Origin of the sequence: Janthinobacterium sp. EB271-G4-7A (assembly GCF_020858075.1) — a bacterium.
GTDB lineage: Bacteria > Pseudomonadota > Gammaproteobacteria > Burkholderiales > Burkholderiaceae_D > Janthinobacterium > Janthinobacterium lividum.
The window spans coordinates 1,601,764-1,623,470 of sequence record NZ_JACYMI010000001.1; the positions used below are offsets into that span (position 1 = coordinate 1,601,764).

The window sequence follows — 21,707 nt, forward strand, 5'->3', positions numbered from 1 at the left end:
ACGGCGGGCTTTTTGCATGGCGGCGGCTTAATCGCCGCTGTCTTCGTCTTCGTCGGCACCCTTGGCCGCCTTGCCGCGCTCGGCATCGACGGCGCGCTGCAGGCTGGCCGCATCGCGGAAGAAGGCGTCCGTCGTGTGATCCGGGCTCAGGCGCAAGGCCGGCGGGTAGATCACGGACATGTACGGCTCGTCGGCCAGGCGGCCGCTGCTCTGCAAATTGCTCAGCAGGATCAGGGTCGAGCCAAGGATGGCCAGCACGACGGCAACGAGGCCGAAGCGGCGCGGGTGCTGCGGCTTGATCGTGCACAAATGGTAGTAGATCATGGCGCAGACGATGACGATGAACATGTGCCGTCCGTAGCGCGTCAGCACTTCCAGCGACAGCGCATACGCCGCCATGTTGCTGCCCAGTTCCCACGCCTCCATGGCCAGCAAGCCGCAGCCGATGATGAACAGGTGGCGGCCGAAGCGCGCCACATGGCCGAACAGGCGGTTTGCCACGGCCCAGATCGACGCCCACACGAGGCCGCCGGCCAGCGCGTAGGCGATGATCATCAGGTAGGAAATCGGGTCGAAGGCGTCCGCATCGCTGAGCCAGTTGCTGAAGGCGGCCGAGGCGCCGATCATGGCCAGGCCGGCGACGGCGGGGCGCAAGCCTTCCCAGTCATGCCGGGTGGTGTCGCCCAGTTCGGGCGCCACGGGATGGTCGCTGGCGCGCACGCGCAGGCGCGTGTGGCCCAGGCGCACGATGCTGTTGCCGGTCATGGCCACTTGCAGTTGCCGCTGCCCCCGGTGGATCACGCCATTCTGGCTGCCCAGGTCGCGCAACAGCAGGCCGCCTGCGCCGTCGTCCTCGACAATGGCGTGCGCGGCTGCCGTATGCGCATCATCGAGGATGAAGTCGTTGTCGTAGCCGCGGCCGATGCGGATCGGCAGGGATGCCATGCGCTGGCGCTGCCGCACTTCGCCATTCTCGGCGAGGATTTCGATGAAGTATGGTGCTTTCATGGCTTGCGTCCGCTTTCCCGCGACAGCGCTTCGAGGAAGGTGCGCGTGACGCGCATGCCGTTGGCGTAGGACACGCCGCGCGCGTCGATGCGGCTTTGCAGGCTCATCAATGGCTCATCGGTGCTGGCGGCCAGCAGGGCAAAGTCGTACAGTCCCGTAAACTTGCGGTAGGCGCGCACGCACAGGACTGCGCGCAAGGGCAAGGTCTTGTTCTTGACGAACTGTTCGGTGCAATGGGGACCCGTCAGGTGCGCGCTCTTGTAGCTGCCGAAACTTTCATTCTTGAACGAGGCACTGGCCAGCTCGGAAAAGCGCAGCGGACCCAGTTCGCTGCTGCGCAAAAATTCGTGGCGCATCGACACCTGCCCCGTCTGCAGGGCGCCGGAGATGAAGATGGCCGATTCCATGGCGCAGCTGGTATTGTCGAGCATATAGGGCTTGTCGGACTTGACGTTGGAGCGGCCCCAGCAGCGCATCTGGTTGGATTCGCGCACGGGCACGCGGTACGGGCCCATGGTTTTCAGGCTCAATGGCGTGTCGAGCAGGCGCGCCAGCATGACTTCCTGGTGCGCCAGCAGCTGCGCCGTCACCAGCGGCTTGAAGTCCTTCGGCGGCTTGCCTTGCTGCGCCACCTTGGCCAGCAATTGCTGGGCATAGCGGGCGGGTACGAGAAAACTGACGAGTTCGCCATCGAGGCGTTTCGATACGTTCACGCCGGCCACGTCGCCATTTGCCGTCACGCTGGGGCCGCCGCTCATGCCGGAATTGATCGGTCCCGTAAACATCAGCTGGTCGTAGAAGCTGCGCGTGACGACGCCGTTGTACGAGCCTTCCGAAATGGCGAAGCCCAGGTCCAGCGGATTGCCCATCGAATACAGGTACTGGCCTTGCGTCAGCGGCGCCAGCCCTTCCGGCATCTTGAAGAAGCCCGTGCCATGGCGGTTCACGCGCAATACCGCCAGGTCGTGCAGCACGTCGACGGCCAGCAATTCCACATTGCCCCGCTGGCCGCTCGTGTCGACCCATTCGCCCACATAGGTGTCCGGGTCGAGGGCGAACTGGGAGACCACGTGATAGTTGCTCACCACCAGGTCGCCCGTGCCGATCAAAAAGCCCGAGCCGACGGACGACTGCGTGCGGCCGTTCTTCAGCAGCACGCGCACTTGCAGGATGTCGGCGCGCGCGGCCGTGTACAGCTTTTGTGCGGCCGAGGAGGGCGGCGGCAGGGCCGCATGTTCGGTGGCGGCTGGTGCGGCGGTGGCCGGCGGCGGTTTGATGGGGGGAGTCGAAGCGGTGGGGGCCGCGGCTGGCGCAGGCGCCGGGGCCGCGTGTGCGCCTGCGGCAGCGCACAGGCTGGCCAGCAAGAAGGCGAGGTTAGATAATTTCATGCATCCTTTGTGCGTGAGCAGGAGCGCGGCCGGCGCGGCGCGGTATCGAGCACGCACCGGCCCGGGGCACTACAGGGCGCCGTCTTCCAGCGCCGGTGCCGTTTCCGGCGTCATCATGTGACCGAGCTTGCTTTGCTTGGTATTCAGGTAGTGCTGGTTGAAGGCGTTGCGGTTGACCAGCAGCGGCACCCGTTCGGCCACCGTGATGCCCAGCGCTTCCATGGCGGCGATCTTGCGCGGGTTGTTCGTCATCAGGCGCAAGCTGTGGATGCCGAACTGCGCAAACATGGGTTTGCACAAGGTGTAGTTGCGCGCGTCGGCCTTGAAGCCCAGCTGTTCATTCGCCTGCACCGTGTCGGCCCCCGCCTCTTGCAGGCGGTAGGCGCGGATCTTGTTGATCAGGCCGATGCCGCGCCCTTCCTGGCGCAGGTACAGCAAGATGCCGCGGCCTTCCTCGGCGATGCGTTTCAGGGCGCCTTCGAGCTGGGCGCCGCAGTCGCAGCGCTGGGAAAACAGCACGTCGCCCGTCAGGCACTCGGAATGCACGCGCGCCAGCACCGGTTCGCCGTTGCCGATATCGCCCAGCACCATGGCCAGGTGTTCCTTGCCCGTGGCGTGCTCGACAAAGGCGTGCAGGGTGAACTGGGCCCACGGCGTCGGCAGTGCGCAGGAAGTCGTGTAATCCAATTCGCCTGTCGCCAGGATGTCTGCGCCGCTTTGCATGGTTGTGCTCATATAAGTAATTATCAAAAATAAAAGGCGCGCGACACCACTCCGGTGCCGGCGCGCCTTGCCATCATACCAAAAAGCAGGGAAACGTTTTCCCTGGCTGCCATTCGGTCGTTGCAATGTCTGGTGATAAGCCTTACTTAGGGACACTTCCTCCTTTTACAAGGTGAACTGCTGGCTTTGCCTGGCGGATGCCGCCGCCAGGCACGGGACATCAACTGCCGATGCGTCCGCCGTCGTTCTTGGTGATCACGATGGTGGCCGAGCGGGGACGCTTGCCGGCGCCATAGCCGGCGTTGGCCGGCCACTGGCTCGTGTATTTGGACGGATCGCCGATATTCGCCAGCGAGGTGTTTTCGCCCGGGTGCTGGATGTTGATGAACATGGTCTTGCCATCGGGCGTTTCGCTGATGCCCGTGATTTCCGAGCCGACCGGCCCCACCAGGAAGCGCTTGAGCGTGTCGGCAGTGGGTTTCTTGCCGATGAAGGTGTCGACCGCCAGGTTGCCGCCGGCCGCCGTCGCGTAGTTCAGGGTGGACTTGGCGCCATCGCCGACCTTGCCGGGAATGGCCGCCAGCATCATGCAGTTGGTCACATCCGTGTAGGCGCCATCGTCGGTCTGGATCCAGCAGATGCCCGTGTACGGGCTGAAGGCCAGGCCGTCCGGGCTCGAGAAATCCTGATCGGCCGTCAGGTTCGACAGGTTGATCTTGCTGGCGTCGGCGCCGCTTTCGGCGCCAAACAGGTAGACATCCCAGGTAAAGCTGGTGGCCGCGGCCGCGCCCGTGCCTTCCTTGAAGCGGATGATATGGCCGTTCGGATTGCCGTTCTGCGCGCTGCTGCCCTTCATGTCCGTGTAGGCGCGCGGGTTGGCGCTGTCCGGCGCCAGCTGCGACGAGCCGCTCGGATTGACGGTGCGGTTCGAGTTGTTGGTCAGCGTGTAATAGATCTCGCCATTCGCAGGATTGACCGAGCACCATTCCGGACGGTCCATCTTCGTCGCGCCCACGGCGTCGGCCGCCAGGCGGGCATTCACCAGCACGTCGGCCAGGTCGGCGAACTTGTAGGCGCTGTACGCCTGGATCAGCGCGTTCGACATGGCCAGCTCGATCCACTGGCCCGTGCCGTCGGCGGCCAGCTTGGCCACGTACAGCTTTCCCGAATCGAGGTATTTGTCGCCAGTGGCCATGCGGTCGGCCGGGTTGGCGTCCGCGGCGGCCCAGACGGCGGTCGTGACGAACTTGTAGATGTATTCGTTGCGCGAATCGTCGCCCATGTAGACGGCCAGCTGCTGGCCCACGGCCGGCACGCTGAAGGCGGCGCTTTCATGCGCGTAGCGGCCCAGGGCCGTGCGCTTGCGGATAGCCTTGGTTTTGTCGTACGGGTCCATTTCGACGATGTAGCCCATGCCGTTCAATTCATTGCGGTAGTCGTCGCTGCCGTTGCTTGATGCGCCGATCTTGCTCAGGTTCCAGCGCGCGTACTTGTCGTCGCTGCCGCCCGTTTCCCAGCCGTGGCGCGAGGCGCCGCCCTGGCTGCGGCCATAGCGGTTCAGCGAAGCGACGGACTTGTCGCCGCGCGCCGCATTGTCGGTGGCCGAGCGGGTGAAATAGCCGGCCCAGTTTTCTTCGCCGGAAAGGTAGCTGCCCCATGGCGACTTGCCCGTGCCGCAGTTGTTGATGGTGCCGCGCGTCTTGGTGCCGGTCGGCGAATACTTGGTCACCACGAGGGCGTTGCCGCGTACGGGGCCGGCAATCTCGATGTCCGTCAGCGGCGTGACGCGGCGGTTGAAAGCGGAATCGTTGACGGTGGCCCAGGCGCTGCCCGTCTTCCTGACTTCCACCACGCTCAGGCCGTGGACGGCCACTTCCTTGTCGACTTCGGCGGCGGGACGCGGCAGCGTGGTGGTGCCGCCATTGACGTGCAGGAAGTGCGAGGACAGTTTTTCGTCGGTGGTGGCTTCGTGGTTCATGGCCAGCAAGCCCCGTTCCGCGCCGGACGCCAGCGGCGCGCCAGCGGCGGAGAGGCCGTAGTATTCCATGCCGTCGTGGTGGTCGCCGGCGCGGTTGTCGAAATCGGTATCGCTGCCGTCGTTCTTGTAGGCAGGCGTTGCCGCGCGCAGCGAGTCGCCCAGCGCATACAGGGCGGTGGCCGTGTAGCCGGCCGGCACCGACACGACGTCGGCCAGGCTTTTCGGCACGGCCGTGAAGGCCAGCAGTTTTTCGGGCGTTGGCGTTGGCGTCGGCGTGATGGCGATCGCATCGCTGCCGCCGCCGCAAGCGGACAGGCCCATCGAACCCATGACGGCGGTAGCGGCCGTGACGGCGCTGCCGCGCAGCCAGTTGCGGCGGCTCAGGCGGGCGTTCAGGATGCTGTTGAAGTGGTTGTCGTGGGACGCGTTGCTGTCAATGTCGTTCAGATCGGTGGCGCTGATGGCCAGATCGTTGGGCTTGTTCATGGGCTGCGATGTCCTGTGGTTGCGTGATTTAAAGGCAACCGCATGATAGTTGTCGAATGTGACAGCGCCATGTCAGCTTGATGACAAAACGGTGACAGGCTGCCGGCCGGGCGGGGCGCGTCCATGACGGGCCCGTCCGGTCAGGCAGCCTTGGCCTTATTTGGCCTGGCGAAAACCGCGCTCCACCAGCAACAGCATGCCGCCGAAGATGGACAGGTTCTTCAGGAAATTCGTCAACTGGTCCTGGAAGTGGGCCGCGTCGGCGCTCCAGAAGGCGTGGAAGATCAGCGTGGTGGGGATCAGGAACAGCGCCAGGGCCAGCGCCGCCCAGCGCGCCTGCCAGCCCGTGATCAGCAGCAGGCCGCCGCCCACTTCCAGCACGATCACGCCCACCAGCAAAATATTGGCGATCGGCAAGCCCTGGCTGGCCATGTAGCCGGCCACGCCCGCAAAGCCGCCGATTTTCAGCAAGCCCGAGACAAAGAACAGCACGCCAAGGGCGGCACGGCCGAGGGGCAGCAAGACGTTGGTTTTGTTTTCCATGATTTTTCTCTTTTTCTATATTGATCAATTATTTGGGTAAGTCGAAGACGAGGAATTCCGCGTCTTCCGGCTGCGTGATGATGACGCTGGCTTCCTGCGTCAGTTTCAGCGCATCGCCCGCTTTCAATGGCGTGCCGTTGACCACCAGGCTGCCGCGGATCAGGTGCACATAGGCGAGGCGGCCTTCGTCGAGCGCATGTTCGGCCTGTTCGCCTTCCTGCAGGATGCTGGCGTAGATGGCCGCATTCTGGTGGATCAGCACGGAACCCTGGCGGCCGTCGCTCGAGGCGATCAGGCGCAGCTTGCCCCGTTTGCTTTCCGGCGTGAAGTGTTTCTCTTCATAGCTGGGCGGAATGCCCGTCACGTTCGGCTGGATCCAGATCTGCAGGAAGTGCAAGCCATCCGTTGCCGAGTGGTTGAACTCGCTGTGGCGCACGCCGCTGCCGGCGCTCATGCGCTGCACATCGCCGTAGTGCAGGACGGAGCCCGTGCCCATGCTGTCCTTGTGTTCCAGCGCGCCGTCGAGCACATACGAAATGATTTCCATGTCGCGGTGGCCGTGCGTGCCGAAACCCTGGCCTGGCGTGACCCGGTCTTCATTGATCACCAGCAAGGGGCCAAAGCCCATGTGCAGCGGATCGTGGTAGCTGCCGAAGGAAAAGCTGTGGTGGGAATTGAGCCAGCCGTGGTTGGCGGCGCCGCGTTCTTCGCTATGACGAATCTGTAACATGGTGGACTCCGTTTCTATAAGTTAATGTGCGATAATTTCGAAGGACCGTTGCCTGGCGCTGTGCCGTGGCGTCTTTTCTGCCCCTCGCTGTACGATGAGCAAAGTATAGGCCCCTCTGCAGAGAAAGAAAAACGGAAAATCTTGCGACCTATGATCGAAAAAATCGAATGTTAAGACTGAGCCTGGAAGCCCTGCAAATCGTTGACGCCATCGACCGCCGCGGATCGTTCTCGTCGGCCGGCAAGGAGCTGCATAAAGTGCCGTCCACCATTTCCTATACCGTGGCCAAGCTGGAAGACGACCTGGGCGTGCAAGTGTTCCAGCGCAATGGCCCGAAAGTCATGCTGACGGCGGCCGGCCAGGAATTGCTGAAGGAGGGCCGTTATCTGTTGAAGGCGGCGCAGGACCTCGAGCACCGCGTGCGCAGGGTGGCATCCGGCTGGGAAACGGAATTGTCCATCGGCATCGACTCCATGTTTTCCGCCGTGGCCCTGGCCGACGACGTGCGCGCCTTTTACGACGTGGCGCAGCAGACGCGGCTGCGCCTGTCGCAGGACACCCTGTCGGGCACGTGGGAAGCGCTGCTGGACCGGCGCGCCGACTTGCTGGTGGGCGCGCCCGGCGACGGGCCGGCCGGCGGCGGCTATATCGCGCAGCCGATCGGCATGCTCGACTTCGTCTTTACCGTGGCGCCCACGCATCCGCTGGCGCAGGTGCGGGAACCCTTGTCGCGCGGCCACCTGCAGCAGCACCGGGCCGTGGTGGTGGCCGATTCGGCGCGCCAGATGGCGCCGCGCACGGTGGGGCTGCTGCTGGGGCAAGATGCCTTGAGCGTGCCGAACATGCAGGTCAAGTTCGATTACCAGGTGCTGGGGCTGGGTTTTGGCTTCCTGCCGGGACCGTGCGCCCGCGCCGCCATCGCGCGCGGCTTGCTGGTGGAAAAGGCCGTGGAAGAACCGAAACCGTCGGAAACGTTTTACCTGGCCTGGCGAGTGGGCGAGGATGGCGCTGCGCTGCGCTGGTGGATGGCGCGCATGCGCGAACCGGATGTGTTTGCCCGCCTGGCGCAGCATCTGCCGGGCCATTCGGCGTAGGCCTTAAAATGTTGACATACGCCAACACTTTTAAGTTACCATATTCACAGTATTTCCCGCCCGACCTCCACGCCCCATAGTGGGATTTTGATGATTACACACACCGCAGCGCCCCTGATATGTTCCCCTGACCTGGCTCTAGAGTGGGGTTGCCATGCTTGAGGCGAAGGTTGCGCTGTGCCTGCGCCTGGCCCAGGATGCCCGTGAACAGGCGGGGCCGCAGCAGGCCGCCACCATGGCGCGGCTGGAGGAAGAACTGGAGCGGCTGCGCGGCGCCAGCCGCCCCGTGGTGCGCGTGGCGCCGGCCGACGCCTTGCTGGAAATCGATCCCGATGGCTTTTTGATCGGCTGGAACCATGGGGCCGAACAGATGTTCGGCTATTCCGAACTGGAAGCGCTGGGCCAGCACATCCTGTTTTTGTATCCGGAAGACGACGCGGAAGCGAGCGTGCTGGAGCTGCATTTCACCCAGGGCGACGTGGCCACCGATGTGCGCCGGCGCAAGAAGTCGGGCATGGTGACGTGGTTGCGCATGCACCGCCACGTGATTCACGACCAGGCCGGCAAGGCATGCGGCATGGCCGTGCGCCTGTCGGCCATGAGCGAGCCGCTGTCCGACGTGGACAAGGTCAGGTTACACGCGCGCATCATCGAAGACAGCGAGCAAGCCGTGCTGATCACGGATGCGGAAGAGCGCATCGTCTCGATCAACAGTTCCTTCAGCCGCATCACCGGCTATTCGCCGGCAGAAGCCATCGGCCGCACGCCGGACTTGCTGCGTTCTGGCGTGCACGACCCCGATTTCCGCGCCAAGGTGCGCGCCGCCATGCGGGGACACGGCTCCTGGCGCGGCGAAATCATCGGCAAGCGCAAGAATGGCGAACTGTTCCCGCAAGACGTCACCATCAGCGTCGTGCGCGATGAATTTGGCGAGATCAGCCACGTGTTTTCCCTGTTTTCCGATATCTCGGTGCACAAGGATGCCGAAGCGCGCATGCAGCGCATGGCCAACTACGACAGCCTGACGGGCTTGCCCAACCGCTGCCTGCTGAACCAATTGGTCGACCAGGGCCTGGCCGAAGCGAAACGCCAGGGCACGCATGGCGCGCTGATGGTCATCGACATCAGCCGCATCGGTTCCATCAGCGACACGCTGGGTCATGAAGTGGGCGACCAGCTGGTGATCGCCATCGGCCAGCTGTTCCGTGGCGCCCTGCGCGACGCGGACATCCTGGCGCGGGTCGACAACAGCAAGTTCGTCGTGGCCCTGCTGCATATCGAAAAGCGCGAACACGCGGCGAATGTGGCGCAAAAGCTGCTCAATTTGCTCGAAGCGCCGATCAATATCGATACGCACGCCCTGCATGTGGGCGCCAGCATCGGCATCACCGTGTATCCGGAAGACGGCCTGGAAGCGCCGGCCCTGTTCCGCTTTGCCGACGTGGCCGTGTCCAAGGCAAGCCAGACCATCGAATCGACCTTCCTGTTTTACCGCGAAGACATGAACCGCAGGGCCAAGGAACATTTGCGACTGGAAAGCGAAATGCGTTTGGCCTTGGGCGACAAGGAGCTGGAATTGCACTACCAGCCGAAAGTGAGCCTGGCCAGCGGGCGCATCGTCGGCGCGGAAGCCTTGCTGCGCTGGAAGCATCCGATGCGCGGCATGGTCTCGCCCGGCGTCTTCATCCCCGTCGCCGAGGAAACCAGTTTGATCCTGGAGCTGGGCACCTGGGTGCTGGACGAGGCGTGCCGCCAGATCCGCAGCTGGGAAGACCGGGGCCTGCACATGCCGGCCATCGCCGTCAACCTGTCGGCGCGCCAGTTCGATGAACAATTGCCTGCGCGCATAGCGGCCGTGCTGGAACGCTATGGCGTGCGGCCCGACCAGATCATGCTGGAAATCACGGAAAGCCTGCTGATGCGCGGCGCCGACAAGGTGATCGACATCATGAACCAGCTGGTGGCCATGGGCCTGGCGCTGGCGCTGGACGACTTCGGCACCGGCTATTCCAGCCTCGCCTACCTGAAGAAATTCCCCATCAGTACCTTGAAAATCGACCGCTCGTTCGTCATCGGTTTGCCGTTCGAGGAAAACGATTGCGCCATCGCCCGCGCCATCGTCACCATGGCGCAGCAGCTGCGCCAGGAAATCGTCGCCGAAGGGGTGGAAACGGCCGAACAGATGCGCTTCCTGCGCGAACTCGGTTGCGACCAGTTGCAAGGCTATCTGTTCAGCCCGGCCGTGCCGGCGGCCGAATTCGAGCTGATGCTCGATGAAGGCCGGCAGTTGCGGCTGGAAGAGCTGGCCTGAGCAAGCGGCGATCAGACGCGTAGCAAGCCACGAAAGCCCCGGCTCGCATAATACGATTCGGCGCCATTGTGGTAGACGAAGACCTGTTCATAGCGGCGGTCGCAAAACAGGGCGCCGCCCAGCGCCCGGATGCTGTCCGGCGTCGCGATCCAGCTCGAGGTTTTGCGGTCAAACGGTTCCAGTTCCTGCAACTGGCGGTATTGCGCCTGCGTCAGCAATGCGATACCCATCGCTTGCGCCATGGCAACCGCGTTGCCGGCCGGCTTGTTGGCCTTGCGCGCGGCCAGGGCCGCGGCATCGAAACACAGGCTGCGCCGGCCGATGGGGCTTTCTGCGGAACAATCGCAAAACGTGACGGCGCCCGTGTCGCCGGCATGCCCGATGACGTCCGGTTCGCCGCCCGTGTCTTCCATTTGCCGCAATACCGCCAGGCTGGCGGGAGCGGCCTTCAAGCGCGCCAGCACGCTGTCCCACGTCAAGTCCGCATGGCGGTGCATGTGCTGGCTGAAGCGGATTTGCAAGGTGTGGATCAAGTCATGGTGCATGACGCGGCTCCCTGAAGTTTCAACGATATCAACGATAGGGCCGATTATAGGACGCGCTGCTTGTCGGCGGCGCTCACCCCAGTTTTACTTTTTCCAGCAGATAATCGAGCATCACGCGCACCCTGGCCGGCACTTGCAGGCCTGGCCCCACGAAGACGGCGTGCACGAGTTCCTTGTCGCCCGGATTGTAGTCCTGCAGCACGGGTATCAAATCGCCTTGCTCGATATCGCGCAGCACGTGCTGGCGCGAAAAGCGTCCCAGTCCCATGCCTGCCAGCACCAGCTGGCGCATGCTTTCGCCATCGCTGACGCAGGTATTGCCCTGCGGCGCCACCTGCACGGTGTCGCCCGCCGCATCGAGAAAGGGCCAGGTTTCGTTCTGACAGCGGAAATTGAAGGCCAGCAGATTGTGCGTGGATAAGTCCTGCGGCGTGCGCGGCAGGCCGTGCCGTGCCGCGTAGGCAGGCGAGGCCACCACGACCATCGCGTCTTCACCCAGCTTGCGCGCCACCAGGTTCGATTCCTTCAGCTTGCCCGTGCGGATGGCGATGTCCGTGCGGTCTTCCAGCAAGTCGACGATGGCATCGCTGACCACCACGTCAAGCACGATATCGGGATAGCGCTGCGCGAACTCGGGCAGGATGGGCAGCAGATGGCGCACGCCGAACGGCACGAAACAGTTGATGCGCAAGCGCCCGCGCGGCGCCGCGCCCTGGGCCGCTTCGCGCTCGGCGCCATCGATATCGTCGAGGATGCGCTTGCACTGCACGAAGAAGGCGTCGCCCTCGGGCGTCGTGTGCAGCTGGCGCGTGCTGCGCTGGAGCAAGCGGGCGCCGAGCCGCGCTTCCAGGCGATTGACGAGTTTGCTGACGGCCGACGGCGTCAAGGCCAGGCGGCGCGCTGCGGCGGAAAAGGCGCCCGTTTCCACCACGGCCACAAACACGGCCATCTCGAACGCGCGGTTGATGTCTTGCCTGGCCATTATTGAATCCATTTCACAGGTGTTTCCATTATTGGAGTCTATATCAAAAGCGTTTCCATCGATACACTGGCTGGCTTGAACTCTGCCGGAGAAATACCATGACCACCGCAAGCCCTGTTTCCCCTTCAGCCAGCAAGATGCCGCCCGGCGTGCTGGCGCTGGCCGTCGGCGCCTTTGCCATCGGCGTCACCGAATTCATCGTCGTCGGCATCCTGCCGACCATTGCCAAGGATTTGCACATTTCCATCGAGTCGGCCGGCTCGCTGGTCAGCCTGTATGCGCTGGCGCTGGCCATCGGCACGCCGCTGCTGGTGCTGCTGATGTCGCGCCTGCCGCGCAAGGCGGCCCTGCTGGGACTGATGAGCGTGTTCCTTGCCGGTAATCTGCTGGCCGCCTTTTCGCACACGTTTGAACTGTTGCTGCTGGGAAGGGTCATCACGGCCGTGGCGCACGGCACCTACTTTGCCATCGGCGCCACCGTGGCCGCCAGCCTGGTGGACAAGGCGCAGGCGGGCAGGGCGATTTCCGTGATGTTTGCGGGCCTGACGTTGGCCATGGTGATCGGCGTGCCGTTCGGCAGCTTCCTCGGCAACCTGATGGGCTGGCGCTTGCCCTTCTTTGCCGTCGCCGTGCTGGCTGCGCTGGGTCTGGCGGCAATGGCGTGCTGGCTGCCGGCCGGCTTACAGCAGGGCAAGGGCGGCAAGGCCATGACGCAGCTGGCGGCCCTCGGCAGTGGCCCCATCCTCACTATGATGGCGGTGACGACGTTCGGCTTTGGCAGCAGCTTTGCCGCGTTCACGTTCATTACGCCCATCCTGACGGATGTGACGGGGTTTTCCGCCACCATGGCCAGCGCCTTGCTGATCGTGTTCGGTGTCGCCACCTTTGCCGGCAACCTGGCGGGCGGCTACCTGACCAGCCACCTGGGCTGGCAAAAGGCCTTGCGCGCGATGCTGCTGTTGCTGGCCGTCACGCAAGCGGGGGTTGCCTTGAGTATCAGCTCGCCATGGATGATGACGGCGATGCTGTTCGTCTGGGGAGTGTTCGCCTTCGGCCTGTCGCCCGCCCTGCAGGCCGGCATGCTGGCCACGGCCGAGCGCTATACGCCGCAAGCCGTCGATTTCGCTTCGGGCCTGAACATTTCCGCGTTCAACCTGGGCATTTCCTTCGGCTCCATGCTGGGGGCGCTGATGGTCTCGCGCCAGTTGATGGCCTCGTCGCCGTGGGCCGGCGTGGCTGCCGCATTGCTCGCCTTGCTGCCGCTGGCGTGGCTGGCGCGCAAGAACCTGGCCGCCCATGTGGCGGGTGCGGCCGTGCACTGAGGTTCAGGTATGCACGGCGGCGGCCGGCGCCCGTTTCTGGCGCTGCGCCATGTAAGAGCTGCCCATCGATGCGGCCATGATCATGGCGATGGCCAGCCATTGCGGGGCACCGAGGCGCTCGTCGAGCAGGATGTACGCGAGCATGGCAGCCACGGCCGGTTCCATGCTGCTCATGATGCCGAACGCTTGCGGCGTCAGCCGCTTCAGGGCCACCATTTCCAGCGAGATCGGGATGGCGCTGGAAATGAGGGCCACGCCCAGCCCCACGGCCAGCACGACAGGCGAGAGCAGGGCGGCGCCGCTGTGCATCACGCCGACGGGCACGACCACCAGGGCAGCCATGGCCAGGCCCAGCGACACGGAGTGGCCCGCATGCAAATGGCTGGCGCGCTTGCCGAAGACGATATACGAGGCCCAGCAGACGGCGGCGCCCAGGGCGAACAGCACGCCGGTAGGATCGAGGTTGCTGACGTCGTGGCCGAGCGGCAGCAGCAGCGCCAGTCCCGCCACGGCCAGGGCCACCCAGACGAAGTCGATGGGGCGGCGCGAGGCGAGCAGGGCCACGGCCAGCGGGCCGGAAAACTCGATCGCCACGGCGATGCCGAACGGAATCGTGCGCAAGGCCATGTAGAAGCACAGGTTCGTCAAGCCCAGCGCCGCGCCGTACAAGGCCACGGTGCGCAGGTCGGCGCGGCTCAGCTGCCAGCGCCACGGGCGCCAGAACAGCAACAGCAGCAGGGCGGAAAAGCCCACGCGCACGGCCGTCGTGCCCTGTGCGCCCACCAGCGGGAACAGGCTGTGCTTGGCCCATGACGTGCCCAGTCCCAGGCAGGTGACTGAGCCGAGGATGGCCAGCAGGGGAATCAACGAGGAATAGCGGCGTAATGGCATGGTGATAAAAGGCTTGATATCGGAATAGCGAAAGTTTATTGTGTCTGCTCCGATATTTGCACTGCATTTTGACCTTCATGACGCAACTTTCGCTCACGCCTTCCCTTGCCCTCGATACCTTCGACCTGGCGATCCTTGACATCTTGCAGCGCGATAACACGACCTCGCAGCGCGAAATCGCCCAGGCCGTGCATTTGTCCGCGCCGGCCGTGCAGCGGCGCATCCGCCGCCTGCGCGAGAGCGGCGTGATCCGTCATGAAGTGGCCGTGCTCGACGCGAGCTGCCTGGGCCGCCCCCTGATCCTGACGGTGGAAGTGCATTTGCACGACGAGCACCCGCAGCGCACGGCCGGCATGCGCGCGCGCATCATGGCCGAGCCTGCCATACAGCAGTGCTACGGCATCACGGGCGAGGCCGACTACCTGCTGATCATTACCGCCAGCAGCATGGCCGAATACGAAGCGCTGACGGAACGCCTGTTCGGCGGCGACGACAATATCCGGCGCTACCGCACCTCGGTGGCCTTGACCTGTCTCAAGATGGGCTTGTACGTGCCGCTGGGATAGAGAAAAGGCCAGGCAGATGAAGCTATCCAAAAGCAGGCAAGCCGCCGTGACGGCAGCCATGCCCGCCAGCCTGCGCGCCACCGTGGCCCCTTATGAATGGGTGCGCGATGACACGGGCCAGTCCGGCGCTGCCGTCTACCGGCTGCAGGGCAGGGACGGTGCGCCTGACCTGTACCTGAAGCACGGCAGGGGTTGTGCCGCCGCCGACATCGCCGATGAACTGGCGCGCCTGCGCTGGCTGGCGCAATACCTGCCCGTGCCTGCCGTGGTCGAGTTCGCCCGCGTGGCAGACCCGGACCAGGCATGGCTGCTGATGATGGCCATCCCAGGCACAACGGCGTCAGCGGTGCTGGAAGAAAACCCCGCCCTTGGCCCCGCCGTGACCGACGCGCTGGCGGCCTTCCTGCGCCGCCTGCATGCGCTGCCCGTGAACGCCTGTCCGTTCGACGCCGGCCCTGCCGTTCGGCTGGCCCAGGCGCGCCAGCGCATCGATGCAGGCCTGGTCGATGCCGAGGATTTCGATGCCGGGCGGGAAGACTGGACGGCAGAGCAGGTATGGCTGGCGCTGCAGGAGCGTGTACCCCTCGCACCCGACCTCGTCGTCACGCATGGCGACTTCTCGCTGGAGAATATCCTCATGCACGAAGGCGCCGTCGTCGGCTGCCTCGATGTGGGGCGGGCGGGCGTCGCTGACCGCTACCAGGACCTGGCCATCGCCTGGCGCGGTCTCGGTGAGTTGGACACCTCGCTACAGCAAAGGTTGTTGCGGCAATATGGGATCCTTGATGCCGATCAAGGCAAGCTGCAATTTCATTGGCTGCTCGACGAGCTGTTCTGAATGCCGCCAGCCGTCACGGCAGTGGCAGCTTACGGCTCTTCGCGCTCGGCATCGCGTTCCCGGCAGCTTAATGACGCGTAGTGGCCTTTCGGCAGCCGGGTCTTGATGGCAACTTCGTTCAGTGCATGTTGCACATCGACAGGGTCGGTCAAGGTGCAGCGCTGGGCGCGGGCAAACGCCTGCAGCTTCTGCGTGCTGCCATGCACCTTCACCGTCACGCCGGCCCCGGGGCTGACGCAGCAGCCGATGTACTGCGTGATGTATTCTTCCTCGATGAGCACCAGTTCATGTCCCATGAAGCTGGCGGGCTTTTTCAGCAGATAGTAATCGGTGTAGTCGGCGCGCTGGTCGGGGTGCTTGCCAAGGTAGCCTTCGCGCATGTAGGCGGCGATGGCCTTGCCCGAGGTGCCGACTCTTTCCGTGGTGCCTTTTTTCAGCTGCAGCGCATGGAGCAAGCCCGTTTCGAGCCCAGGTTCGGCCGCGGCGAAGGCGCTGGCGCAGCTGGCCGCCAGCAGAAAAGAGCCGATCAGGCGGCGAGTGCGGCGCCATTCAAGCATGGGGTGGATTGCTGGCATACATTTCACGTGAAGAGGAGAAGAGGCGCAGTGTAGCGCACGCCACGCAGTGCGCATGGCACAATGCGTGATCCGCACGCCACGTGCCACTCATCCCAGGACTTTCATGACCCGCGCCATCCTTGACGAAGCCCAGATCCATTCCGCCGCCCGCCCCTTGATCGGCAGCAAACACAAGGACATCGTGCGCGAGGTGCAGGCGGCCATCGCCGCGCACCAGGTGGTGGTGGTCGGCATGGCGCTCAATCCGTTTCCGCGCAAGGCGCGCAAGATCCTCGACGTGCTGGGCACGCCCTACCAGTACCTGCAATACGGCAGTTATCTGAATCACTGGCACCGCCGCAATGCGCTCAAGATGTGGACGGGCTGGCCGACGTTTCCCATGATTTTTGTCAATGGCGTGCTCATCGGTGGTGCCGGCGAGTTGCAAAAGCTGGTGGAAAATGGCGAGTTCAGCGCCATGCTGGCAAAGAAGGTGCGCCAGTTTTAGCCTACCTTATTCCCCGGGCCGCCACGGCGACTTGCGCGTGCGCAAGGGGTCGAGCAAGCTGCGCAAATCGTTGTGGTCGAGCTCGTACATCAGCGCAATCAAGCTGCCCAGTTCGCCCGAGGGAAAGCCCTCGCGCGCGAACCAGCCCAGGTAGTGGCCCGGCAAGTCGGCCAGCAAGCGCCCCTGATATTTCCCATATGGCATTTCGCGCGTGACCAGCAGCGCCAGTTTTTCTGAATTCATGGTGGTGACCCCGTGTGGATGCGGCCAGTGTAGCAGACCGCTCTATTATTGATCCATGCGCAACTATCTTCTGCCTGATGAGGTATTTTTCGAAACAAAGAAAACCCCGATACTGCATGCCAACATCATTTATCGGAGTTTGCCATGCCCATTGCCTTGCTCGCGCTGACCCTCAGCGCATTTGCCATCGGAACCACCGAGTTTGTCATCGTCGGACTGTTGCCCACCATCGCCGCGGACCTGGGCGTCAACCTGCCATCGGCCGGCTTGCTGGTCAGCCTGTATGCGCTGGGCGTCGCCGTCGGCGCGCCCGTGCTGACGGCCCTGACGGGCAAGATCCCGCGCAAGACATTGTTATTGTCCCTGATGGTCTTGTTTACTATGGGTAATTTGCTGGCGTGGAAATCGCCCGGCTACGAAACCCTCGTCATCGCCCGCATCCTGACGGGGCTGGCGCATGGCGTGTTCTTTTCCATCGGCTCGACCATCGCCACGTCCCTGGTGCCGAAGGACAAGGCGGCCAGCGCGATTGCCATCATGTTCACGGGCTTGACCGTGGCCCTGGTGACGGGCGTGCCGCTGGGTACCTTCATCGGCCAGCATTTTGGCTGGCGCGAAACCTTCCTCGCCGTCTCGGCCCTGGGCCTCGTGGCGTTCATCGGCAGCCTGCTGTACGTGCCATCGAATATCGCCCACAGCAAACCGGCGTCCTTGCTGCAGCAAGTGCAGGTATTGGGCCAGCCGCGCCTGCTGTTGGTGTATGCCATGACGGCCGTCGGTTATGGCGGCTCCTTCATCGCCTTTACCTACTTGGCGCCGATTTTGCAGCAAGTATCGGGTTTCAGCGCGGGCGCCGTGGGCGTGGTCATGCTCGTGTATGGCGTGTCCGTGGCGTTCGGCAATATATGGGGCGGCAAGCTGGCCGACAGGAAAGGCCCTGTCAGTGCCCTGAAACTGATCTTTTTACTGCTGGCGGCCGTCTTGCTGCTGTTGACCTTCACTGCGCCGCATCCCGTACTCGTCGTCATCACCGTGCTGCTGTGGGGCGCCGTGGCCTTCGGTAATGTGGCTGGCCTGCAAGTGTATGTTGTGCAGCAAGCCGAACACTTCACGCCCCGCGCCGTCGACGTGGCTTCGGGCTTGAATATCGCCGCTTTCAACCTGGGCATCGCCGGCGGCGCCTGGGGCGGCGGCTTGATCGTCGAACACCTGGGTCTCGTGCACACGGGCTGGATCGGCGCCATCGTCGTGCTGGGCGCGTTCGGCTTGACGGCCTTGAGCGGCCGGATGGATCGGCGCTATCCCATCCCCGTGCGTGCTGGCGGTGAAAAGTCGATCCATGCGGTGGGGCATTAAATTTCTGGCGGCCCGGCCTGTACAGTAAGTTTCTGGCAGAAAACATCAAAACGGGCGAGAATAGGGCTTACCTTCCTCTGGCCCATTCTCCCCATGTCCGATACAGCAACGTCACCCCTGCGCTTGCGCGCCGCTATCAATCCGAAACCGCTGGGCGTTGCGCTTGTGCTCATCCTGCTCGGCGCGTGGTACCTGGCGCAAACGGTCGGCATCAACCAGGCCGCGCTGTATGTGGTGGGCGCCTTGCTCGGCATCACCCTGTATCACGCGGCCTTCGGTTTTACGTCCGCCTGGCGCGTCTTCATCGCCGATGGCCGCGGCGACGGCTTGCGCGCGCAAATGCTGATGCTGGCCGTGGGCGTGGCGCTGTTCTTTCCCGCGCTGTCGGCCGGGACCCTGTTCGGCACGCCCGTCGCGGGCCTCGTTTCTCCCGCCGGCACTTCCGTCATCTTTGGCGCCTTCATCTTCGGCATCGGCATGCAGCTGGGCGGCGGTTGCGCGTCCGGCACCCTGTACACGGTGGGGGGCGGCAGCACGCGCATGCTCATCACCCTGGCCGCCTTCATCGTCGGCTCCGTGATCGGCACGGCGCACATGCCGTTCTGGACGGCGCTGCCGCAGCTCCAGCCGATTTCCCTCGTCACGACCCTGGGCCTGGTGCCCGCGCTGGCGCTGAACTGGATCGTCTTCGCACTGATCGCCGGCATCACGGTGCTGGTGGAAACGCACCGCCATGGCAAGCTTGTCGCCACGCCCCTGCGCCCGGCACAGGCATCACCCTGGCTGCATGGTCCGTGGCCGCTGGTGGCGGGCGCCGTTGCGCTCGTCGTGCTGAACTTCGCCACCCTGGCGCTGTCGGGCAAGCCATGGGGCGTGACGTCCGCGTTCGCCCTGTGGGGCGCCAAGGCCGCATCCGTGGTCGGCATCGACACGGCCAGCTGGGCTTACTGGTCCACCAAGGCGAATGCCGCCGCCCTGGCCGCGCCATTGACGCAAGACAAGACTTCCGTGATGGACATCGGCATCGTGCTGGGCGCCATGCTGGCGGCGGCGCTGGCCGGCCGCTATGCGCCCGTATGGCGCATCCCGCGCCGCTCGATCATCGCCGCCGTCGTCGGCGGCTTGCTGCTCGGCTATGGCGCGCGCCTGGCCTACGGCTGCAATATCGGCGCGTATTTCAGCGGCATCGTCTCGGGCAGCCTGCACGGCTGGCTGTGGCTGGTCTGCGCCTTTCTCGGCAACGTCATCGGCACGCGCTTGCGGCCGTGGTTCGGCCTGGAAGTGGAGAAAGTCAAACCGACCGGCTGCTGATTCTATAATTGCCGATTGAATGTCCGTCGCCGGCCAGTGCCAGCGAGGGCGATGCATGCATGAATGGGAGCAGCACGGATGGATGTAAGGTACCAGGCGTTTTTACACGCATTTCCCCCAGCGCAGCGGGTGACGGCCGATGCCGGCAAGATGGCCGCCTTTACGGAGCAGGCGCTGGGTGCGGCTTTGCCCGAAGAACTTGCGGCAGTCTTGCGGCAGGTGGGTGGTGGCTATTTCGGCAGTAATGATCTGTATGTTTTTGGTGATGGCGATGGACCCGCGCCGCGTGATTCGTTTCAGGACTGGAATCGTAAAGATTTCTGGCCGGATATTTTCCCCTGTCCTGCAGAGGGCGGTCCCGTGTTCTTTGCCGAGACCTGTTTTGGCGATCAACTCGGCTATCGCTACGACGGCAACAGTGTGCTCTATGTGCTGTTCGCCATTGATACCTTTGAGGCGTTCGTGATTGCGCATAGCGCACAGGAATTGTTTGAACAGGTGCTGACGGACCGCTTTGCCCTGGTCGATGCGCGGCGCTTGCTGGCGCTGGAAAGCCGGCAGGGACCACTGCGCCAGGGCATGCATTATGCGCCGCTGTCGAGCCCGTTGCTGGGTGGTGGCGGCACAGCAGACAACTTTTTCCAGGAAACGCCGAATGTGCATTTCAGAACGGCGCTGGCCGCTTTGCATGCCGTGCGGGCCGCCTCAGGTGGCTAGCGGGTCAGTTAGCGGACGCGGTTTTTAGCCGCCCGCCAGCAACAGGCGCGGCAATCCAGTGTATATTGCCGCCCACCTTGTTCATCGCCGTATCCTCCATGTCCCCCCTCATCCTGTTTGCCGTCGTCCTCGCGTATTTCCTGATCCTGCTGGCCGTGGCGTGGCGCACGTCGCGCCATGCCACCAACGACAGTTTTTTCATCGGCAACAAGGACAGCAACTGGATGCTGGTGGCCTTCGGCATGGTGGGCACGACGCTTACGGGCGTGACCTTCATCAGCGTGCCCGGCGCCGTGGGGAGCAACGGTTTCGGCTATATCCAGCTGATGATCGGCTATGTGCTGGGCTATCTGGCCATCACCTTCATCTTGCTGCCGTTGTACTACCGGCTGCAGCTCACGTCGATTTACCGCTACCTGGAACTGCGCCTGGGGCGGCGTTCCTACCAGAGCGGGGCGGCGTTTTTCATCCTGTCGCGGCTGCTGGGCGCCACGGCGCGGCTGTATCTGGTGGTCAATATCCTGCAAGCGACCATTCTCGATAGCCTGGGCGTGCCATTCTGGCTGACGTCGTGCGTCGTGCTGCTGCTGATCCTGCTGTACACGTATGAAGGCGGCGTCAAGACCATCGTCTGGACCGATACCCTGCAAACGGCGTGCATGCTGGCGGGCCTCGTGATTTGCAGCGTGTTCCTGCTGCGCGAGATGGACCTGTCCCTCATCGACAGCCTAGAGCGCATGCGCGCGCAAGGTCTCACGCGCATCTTCACCGTCGACCCGGACAGTCCCGCCTATGTGTGGAAACACATTCTCGCCGGCATGTTCATCACCATCGCCATGACGGGCATGGACCAGGAAATGATGCAAAAGAACATTTCCGTGCGGACCTTGCGCGATTCGCAAAAGAACATGCTCAGCCTGACCGTGGTGCTGACCGGCGTGCTGCTGCTGTTCCTCTTCCTCGGCGGCTTGCTGCACCTGTATGCGCCGCTGGCGGGTGTCACCGCGACAGGGGATAAACTGTTTCCCGCCGTGGTACTCGGGCATTTCCCCGCCGTGGTGCAGCTGATCTTCTTCATCGCCCTCATTTCCGCCCTGTTTCCCAGCGTGGATGGGGCGCTGACGGCGCTGACGTCCACCTTCTGCATCGATATCCTCGGCCTGCAGCGCAGGCAGGATTTGAGCCCGGCGGCGCAGATGCGCTGGCGCCGCCGCGTGCACCTGGGGTTTGCCGCACTGTTTTTGATCCTGATCATGGCCTTCAAATGGCTCGATGATCCCAGCATGATAGTCGTGATCCTTAAGCTGGCCAGCTATACCTATGGTCCGCTGCTGGGCTTGTTCGCTTTTGGCCTGCTCAGCCGGCGCGGCGTGCGCGACCGCTGGGTGCCTTTGGTGGCCGTGGCCGGGCCGCTGCTGTGCGCGCTGATCGAAGGGGAGCAGGCGCTGCTGTTCGAGCATTACCGCATCGGCCTGGAATTGCTGATACTGAATGGCGCCCTCGTGCTGGCCGGCCTGTTCCTCATTTCCACGCCGCCAGGGCAGGGCGGCCAAGGCGCGGCACACTTGTCAAAATAAGACGAATCCCAGGGCGATCGCGGCCATTTTCAG

General features: G+C 63.9%; 21 protein-coding genes. 10 read left to right on the forward strand and 11 right to left on the reverse strand.

Going from position 1 to position 21,707, the window contains the following annotated elements; translation table 11 throughout:
- Window positions 1-27 precede the first annotated feature (27 nt).
- The 6 genes from IGS58_RS07300 to IGS58_RS07325 form a co-directional block, all read right to left on the reverse strand.
- Window positions 28-1,008 carry an FHA domain-containing protein gene (locus tag IGS58_RS07300; RefSeq protein WP_070255585.1) on the reverse strand — a complete coding sequence of 327 codons (981 nt, stop codon included), beginning with the start codon at window positions 1,006-1,008 and terminating at the stop codon, window positions 28-30.
- Window positions 1,005-2,396, reverse strand: coding sequence for a S1 family peptidase (locus tag IGS58_RS07305; protein ID WP_070255582.1), 1,392 nt, complete (start codon window positions 2,394-2,396; stop codon window positions 1,005-1,007). The genes IGS58_RS07300 and IGS58_RS07305 overlap by 4 nt, the downstream gene beginning before the upstream one ends.
- Before the next feature lie 69 nt (window positions 2,397-2,465).
- Window positions 2,466-3,119, reverse strand: coding sequence for a GTP cyclohydrolase II (gene ribA / locus IGS58_RS07310; protein WP_034749940.1), 654 nt, complete (start codon window positions 3,117-3,119; stop codon window positions 2,466-2,468).
- Between the two features lie 220 nt (window positions 3,120-3,339).
- Complete coding sequence (locus tag IGS58_RS07315; RefSeq protein ID WP_230520967.1) at window positions 3,340-5,583, reverse strand: PhoX family protein; 2,244 nt, start codon at window positions 5,581-5,583, stop codon at window positions 3,340-3,342.
- Window positions 5,584-5,739: 156 nt separating this feature from the next.
- Window positions 5,740-6,126, reverse strand: a complete 387-nt coding sequence (locus tag IGS58_RS07320; protein ID WP_034779474.1) for a DoxX family protein — start codon at window positions 6,124-6,126, stop codon at window positions 5,740-5,742.
- Between the two features lie 28 nt (window positions 6,127-6,154).
- The gene (locus IGS58_RS07325; RefSeq protein ID WP_034779472.1) at window positions 6,155-6,856 is read right to left on the reverse strand and encodes a pirin family protein; all 702 of its coding nucleotides are present in this window, start codon (window positions 6,854-6,856) and stop codon (window positions 6,155-6,157) included.
- Between the two features lie 167 nt (window positions 6,857-7,023).
- Here IGS58_RS07325 and IGS58_RS07330 point away from each other — a divergent pair, with 167 nt between their 5' ends.
- Window positions 7,024-7,950, forward strand: coding sequence for a LysR family transcriptional regulator (locus IGS58_RS07330; RefSeq protein ID WP_034749931.1), 927 nt, complete (start codon window positions 7,024-7,026; stop codon window positions 7,948-7,950).
- Between the two features lie 154 nt (window positions 7,951-8,104).
- Window positions 8,105-10,261 (forward strand): putative bifunctional diguanylate cyclase/phosphodiesterase, encoded by a 2,157-nt coding sequence (locus IGS58_RS07335; protein WP_230520968.1) that lies wholly within the window; start codon window positions 8,105-8,107, stop codon window positions 10,259-10,261.
- A gap of 11 nt (window positions 10,262-10,272) precedes the next feature.
- On the opposite strand, the gene IGS58_RS07340 is transcribed toward IGS58_RS07335, so the two are convergent.
- Together IGS58_RS07340 and IGS58_RS07345 are read right to left on the reverse strand one after the other, a co-directional pair.
- Entirely contained in the window at window positions 10,273-10,806 is a 534-nt protein-coding gene (locus IGS58_RS07340; RefSeq protein WP_230520969.1) for a DUF4256 domain-containing protein, read from the reverse strand.
- 73 nt (window positions 10,807-10,879) lie between these two features.
- The gene (locus IGS58_RS07345) at window positions 10,880-11,788 is read right to left on the reverse strand and encodes a LysR family transcriptional regulator (RefSeq protein ID WP_230520970.1); all 909 of its coding nucleotides are present in this window, start codon (window positions 11,786-11,788) and stop codon (window positions 10,880-10,882) included.
- A 98-nt stretch (window positions 11,789-11,886) separates the two neighbouring features.
- Between IGS58_RS07345 and IGS58_RS07350 the strand changes: the two genes are divergently transcribed.
- Window positions 11,887-13,110, forward strand: coding sequence for an MFS transporter (locus tag IGS58_RS07350; RefSeq protein ID WP_230520971.1), 1,224 nt, complete (start codon window positions 11,887-11,889; stop codon window positions 13,108-13,110).
- A gap of 3 nt (window positions 13,111-13,113) precedes the next feature.
- On the opposite strand, the gene IGS58_RS07355 is transcribed toward IGS58_RS07350, so the two are convergent.
- The gene (locus IGS58_RS07355; RefSeq protein ID WP_034779458.1) at window positions 13,114-14,001 is read right to left on the reverse strand and encodes an EamA family transporter; all 888 of its coding nucleotides are present in this window, start codon (window positions 13,999-14,001) and stop codon (window positions 13,114-13,116) included.
- A gap of 77 nt (window positions 14,002-14,078) precedes the next feature.
- Between IGS58_RS07355 and IGS58_RS07360 the strand changes: the two genes are divergently transcribed.
- Window positions 14,079-14,567: an Lrp/AsnC family transcriptional regulator gene (locus IGS58_RS07360; protein WP_230520972.1), complete on the forward strand. Its 489-nt coding sequence runs from the start codon at window positions 14,079-14,081 to the stop codon at window positions 14,565-14,567.
- A gap of 16 nt (window positions 14,568-14,583) precedes the next feature.
- A complete protein-coding gene (locus tag IGS58_RS07365; RefSeq protein ID WP_230520973.1) occupies window positions 14,584-15,405 on the forward strand; it encodes an APH(3') family aminoglycoside O-phosphotransferase in 822 nt (273 codons plus the stop codon).
- A gap of 29 nt (window positions 15,406-15,434) precedes the next feature.
- On the opposite strand, the gene IGS58_RS07370 is transcribed toward IGS58_RS07365, so the two are convergent.
- Window positions 15,435-15,962, reverse strand: coding sequence for a hypothetical protein (locus tag IGS58_RS07370; protein WP_230520974.1), 528 nt, complete (start codon window positions 15,960-15,962; stop codon window positions 15,435-15,437).
- Between the two features lie 124 nt (window positions 15,963-16,086).
- On the opposite strand from IGS58_RS07370, the gene IGS58_RS07375 reads away from it, so the two are divergent.
- Window positions 16,087-16,470 (forward strand): glutaredoxin domain-containing protein, encoded by a 384-nt coding sequence (locus tag IGS58_RS07375; RefSeq protein WP_230520975.1) that lies wholly within the window; start codon window positions 16,087-16,089, stop codon window positions 16,468-16,470.
- Between the two features lie 6 nt (window positions 16,471-16,476).
- Here the strand turns inward: IGS58_RS07375 and IGS58_RS07380 are convergent, their stop codons facing one another.
- Window positions 16,477-16,713 (reverse strand): DUF3820 family protein, encoded by a 237-nt coding sequence (locus IGS58_RS07380; protein ID WP_034749909.1) that lies wholly within the window; start codon window positions 16,711-16,713, stop codon window positions 16,477-16,479.
- A 144-nt stretch (window positions 16,714-16,857) separates the two neighbouring features.
- On the opposite strand from IGS58_RS07380, the gene IGS58_RS07385 reads away from it, so the two are divergent.
- The 4 genes from IGS58_RS07385 (at window position 16,858) to IGS58_RS07400 (ending at window position 21,674) form a co-directional block, all read left to right on the forward strand.
- On the forward strand, window positions 16,858-18,069 hold the full coding sequence (locus IGS58_RS07385) for an MFS transporter (protein ID WP_230520976.1): 1,212 nt from the start codon (window positions 16,858-16,860) through the stop codon (window positions 18,067-18,069).
- 93 nt (window positions 18,070-18,162) lie between these two features.
- The gene (locus tag IGS58_RS07390; RefSeq protein ID WP_230520977.1) at window positions 18,163-19,380 is read left to right on the forward strand and encodes a YeeE/YedE family protein; all 1,218 of its coding nucleotides are present in this window, start codon (window positions 18,163-18,165) and stop codon (window positions 19,378-19,380) included.
- A gap of 63 nt (window positions 19,381-19,443) precedes the next feature.
- On the forward strand, window positions 19,444-20,097 hold the full coding sequence (locus IGS58_RS07395) for an SMI1/KNR4 family protein (protein ID WP_230520978.1): 654 nt from the start codon (window positions 19,444-19,446) through the stop codon (window positions 20,095-20,097).
- Window positions 20,098-20,195: 98 nt separating this feature from the next.
- Complete coding sequence (locus tag IGS58_RS07400) at window positions 20,196-21,674, forward strand: sodium:solute symporter (protein WP_230520979.1); 1,479 nt, start codon at window positions 20,196-20,198, stop codon at window positions 21,672-21,674.
- The last annotated feature ends 33 nt before the right edge of the window (window positions 21,675-21,707 follow it).

Coding starts and splice junctions, on each gene's coding strand:
- IGS58_RS07340 (WP_230520969.1), bottom strand. CDS start 10,806: ATGCACCATGACTTGATCCACACCTTGCAAATCCGCTTCAGCCAGCAC.
- IGS58_RS07330 (WP_034749931.1), top strand. CDS start 7,024: ATGTTAAGACTGAGCCTGGAAGCCCTGCAAATCGTTGACGCCATCGAC.
- IGS58_RS07300 (WP_070255585.1), bottom strand. CDS start 1,008: ATGAAAGCACCATACTTCATCGAAATCCTCGCCGAGAATGGCGAAGTG.
- IGS58_RS07355 (WP_034779458.1), bottom strand. CDS start 14,001: ATGCCATTACGCCGCTATTCCTCGTTGATTCCCCTGCTGGCCATCCTC.
- IGS58_RS07380 (WP_034749909.1), bottom strand. CDS start 16,713: ATGAATTCAGAAAAACTGGCGCTGCTGGTCACGCGCGAAATGCCATAT.
- IGS58_RS07345 (WP_230520970.1), bottom strand. CDS start 11,788: ATGGCCAGGCAAGACATCAACCGCGCGTTCGAGATGGCCGTGTTTGTG.
- IGS58_RS07360 (WP_230520972.1), top strand. CDS start 14,079: ATGACGCAACTTTCGCTCACGCCTTCCCTTGCCCTCGATACCTTCGAC.
- IGS58_RS07385 (WP_230520976.1), top strand. CDS start 16,858: ATGCCCATTGCCTTGCTCGCGCTGACCCTCAGCGCATTTGCCATCGGA.
- IGS58_RS07315 (WP_230520967.1), bottom strand. CDS start 5,583: ATGAACAAGCCCAACGATCTGGCCATCAGCGCCACCGATCTGAACGAC.
- IGS58_RS07395 (WP_230520978.1), top strand. CDS start 19,444: ATGGGAGCAGCACGGATGGATGTAAGGTACCAGGCGTTTTTACACGCA.
- IGS58_RS07320 (WP_034779474.1), bottom strand. CDS start 6,126: ATGGAAAACAAAACCAACGTCTTGCTGCCCCTCGGCCGTGCCGCCCTT.
- IGS58_RS07325 (WP_034779472.1), bottom strand. CDS start 6,856: ATGTTACAGATTCGTCATAGCGAAGAACGCGGCGCCGCCAACCACGGC.
- IGS58_RS07335 (WP_230520968.1), top strand. CDS start 8,105: ATGCTTGAGGCGAAGGTTGCGCTGTGCCTGCGCCTGGCCCAGGATGCC.
- IGS58_RS07400 (WP_230520979.1), top strand. CDS start 20,196: ATGTCCCCCCTCATCCTGTTTGCCGTCGTCCTCGCGTATTTCCTGATC.
- IGS58_RS07370 (WP_230520974.1), bottom strand. CDS start 15,962: ATGCTTGAATGGCGCCGCACTCGCCGCCTGATCGGCTCTTTTCTGCTG.
- IGS58_RS07350 (WP_230520971.1), top strand. CDS start 11,887: ATGACCACCGCAAGCCCTGTTTCCCCTTCAGCCAGCAAGATGCCGCCC.
- ribA (WP_034749940.1), bottom strand. CDS start 3,119: ATGCAAAGCGGCGCAGACATCCTGGCGACAGGCGAATTGGATTACACG.
- IGS58_RS07365 (WP_230520973.1), top strand. CDS start 14,584: ATGAAGCTATCCAAAAGCAGGCAAGCCGCCGTGACGGCAGCCATGCCC.
- IGS58_RS07390 (WP_230520977.1), top strand. CDS start 18,163: ATGTCCGATACAGCAACGTCACCCCTGCGCTTGCGCGCCGCTATCAAT.
- IGS58_RS07375 (WP_230520975.1), top strand. CDS start 16,087: ATGACCCGCGCCATCCTTGACGAAGCCCAGATCCATTCCGCCGCCCGC.
- IGS58_RS07305 (WP_070255582.1), bottom strand. CDS start 2,396: ATGAAATTATCTAACCTCGCCTTCTTGCTGGCCAGCCTGTGCGCTGCC.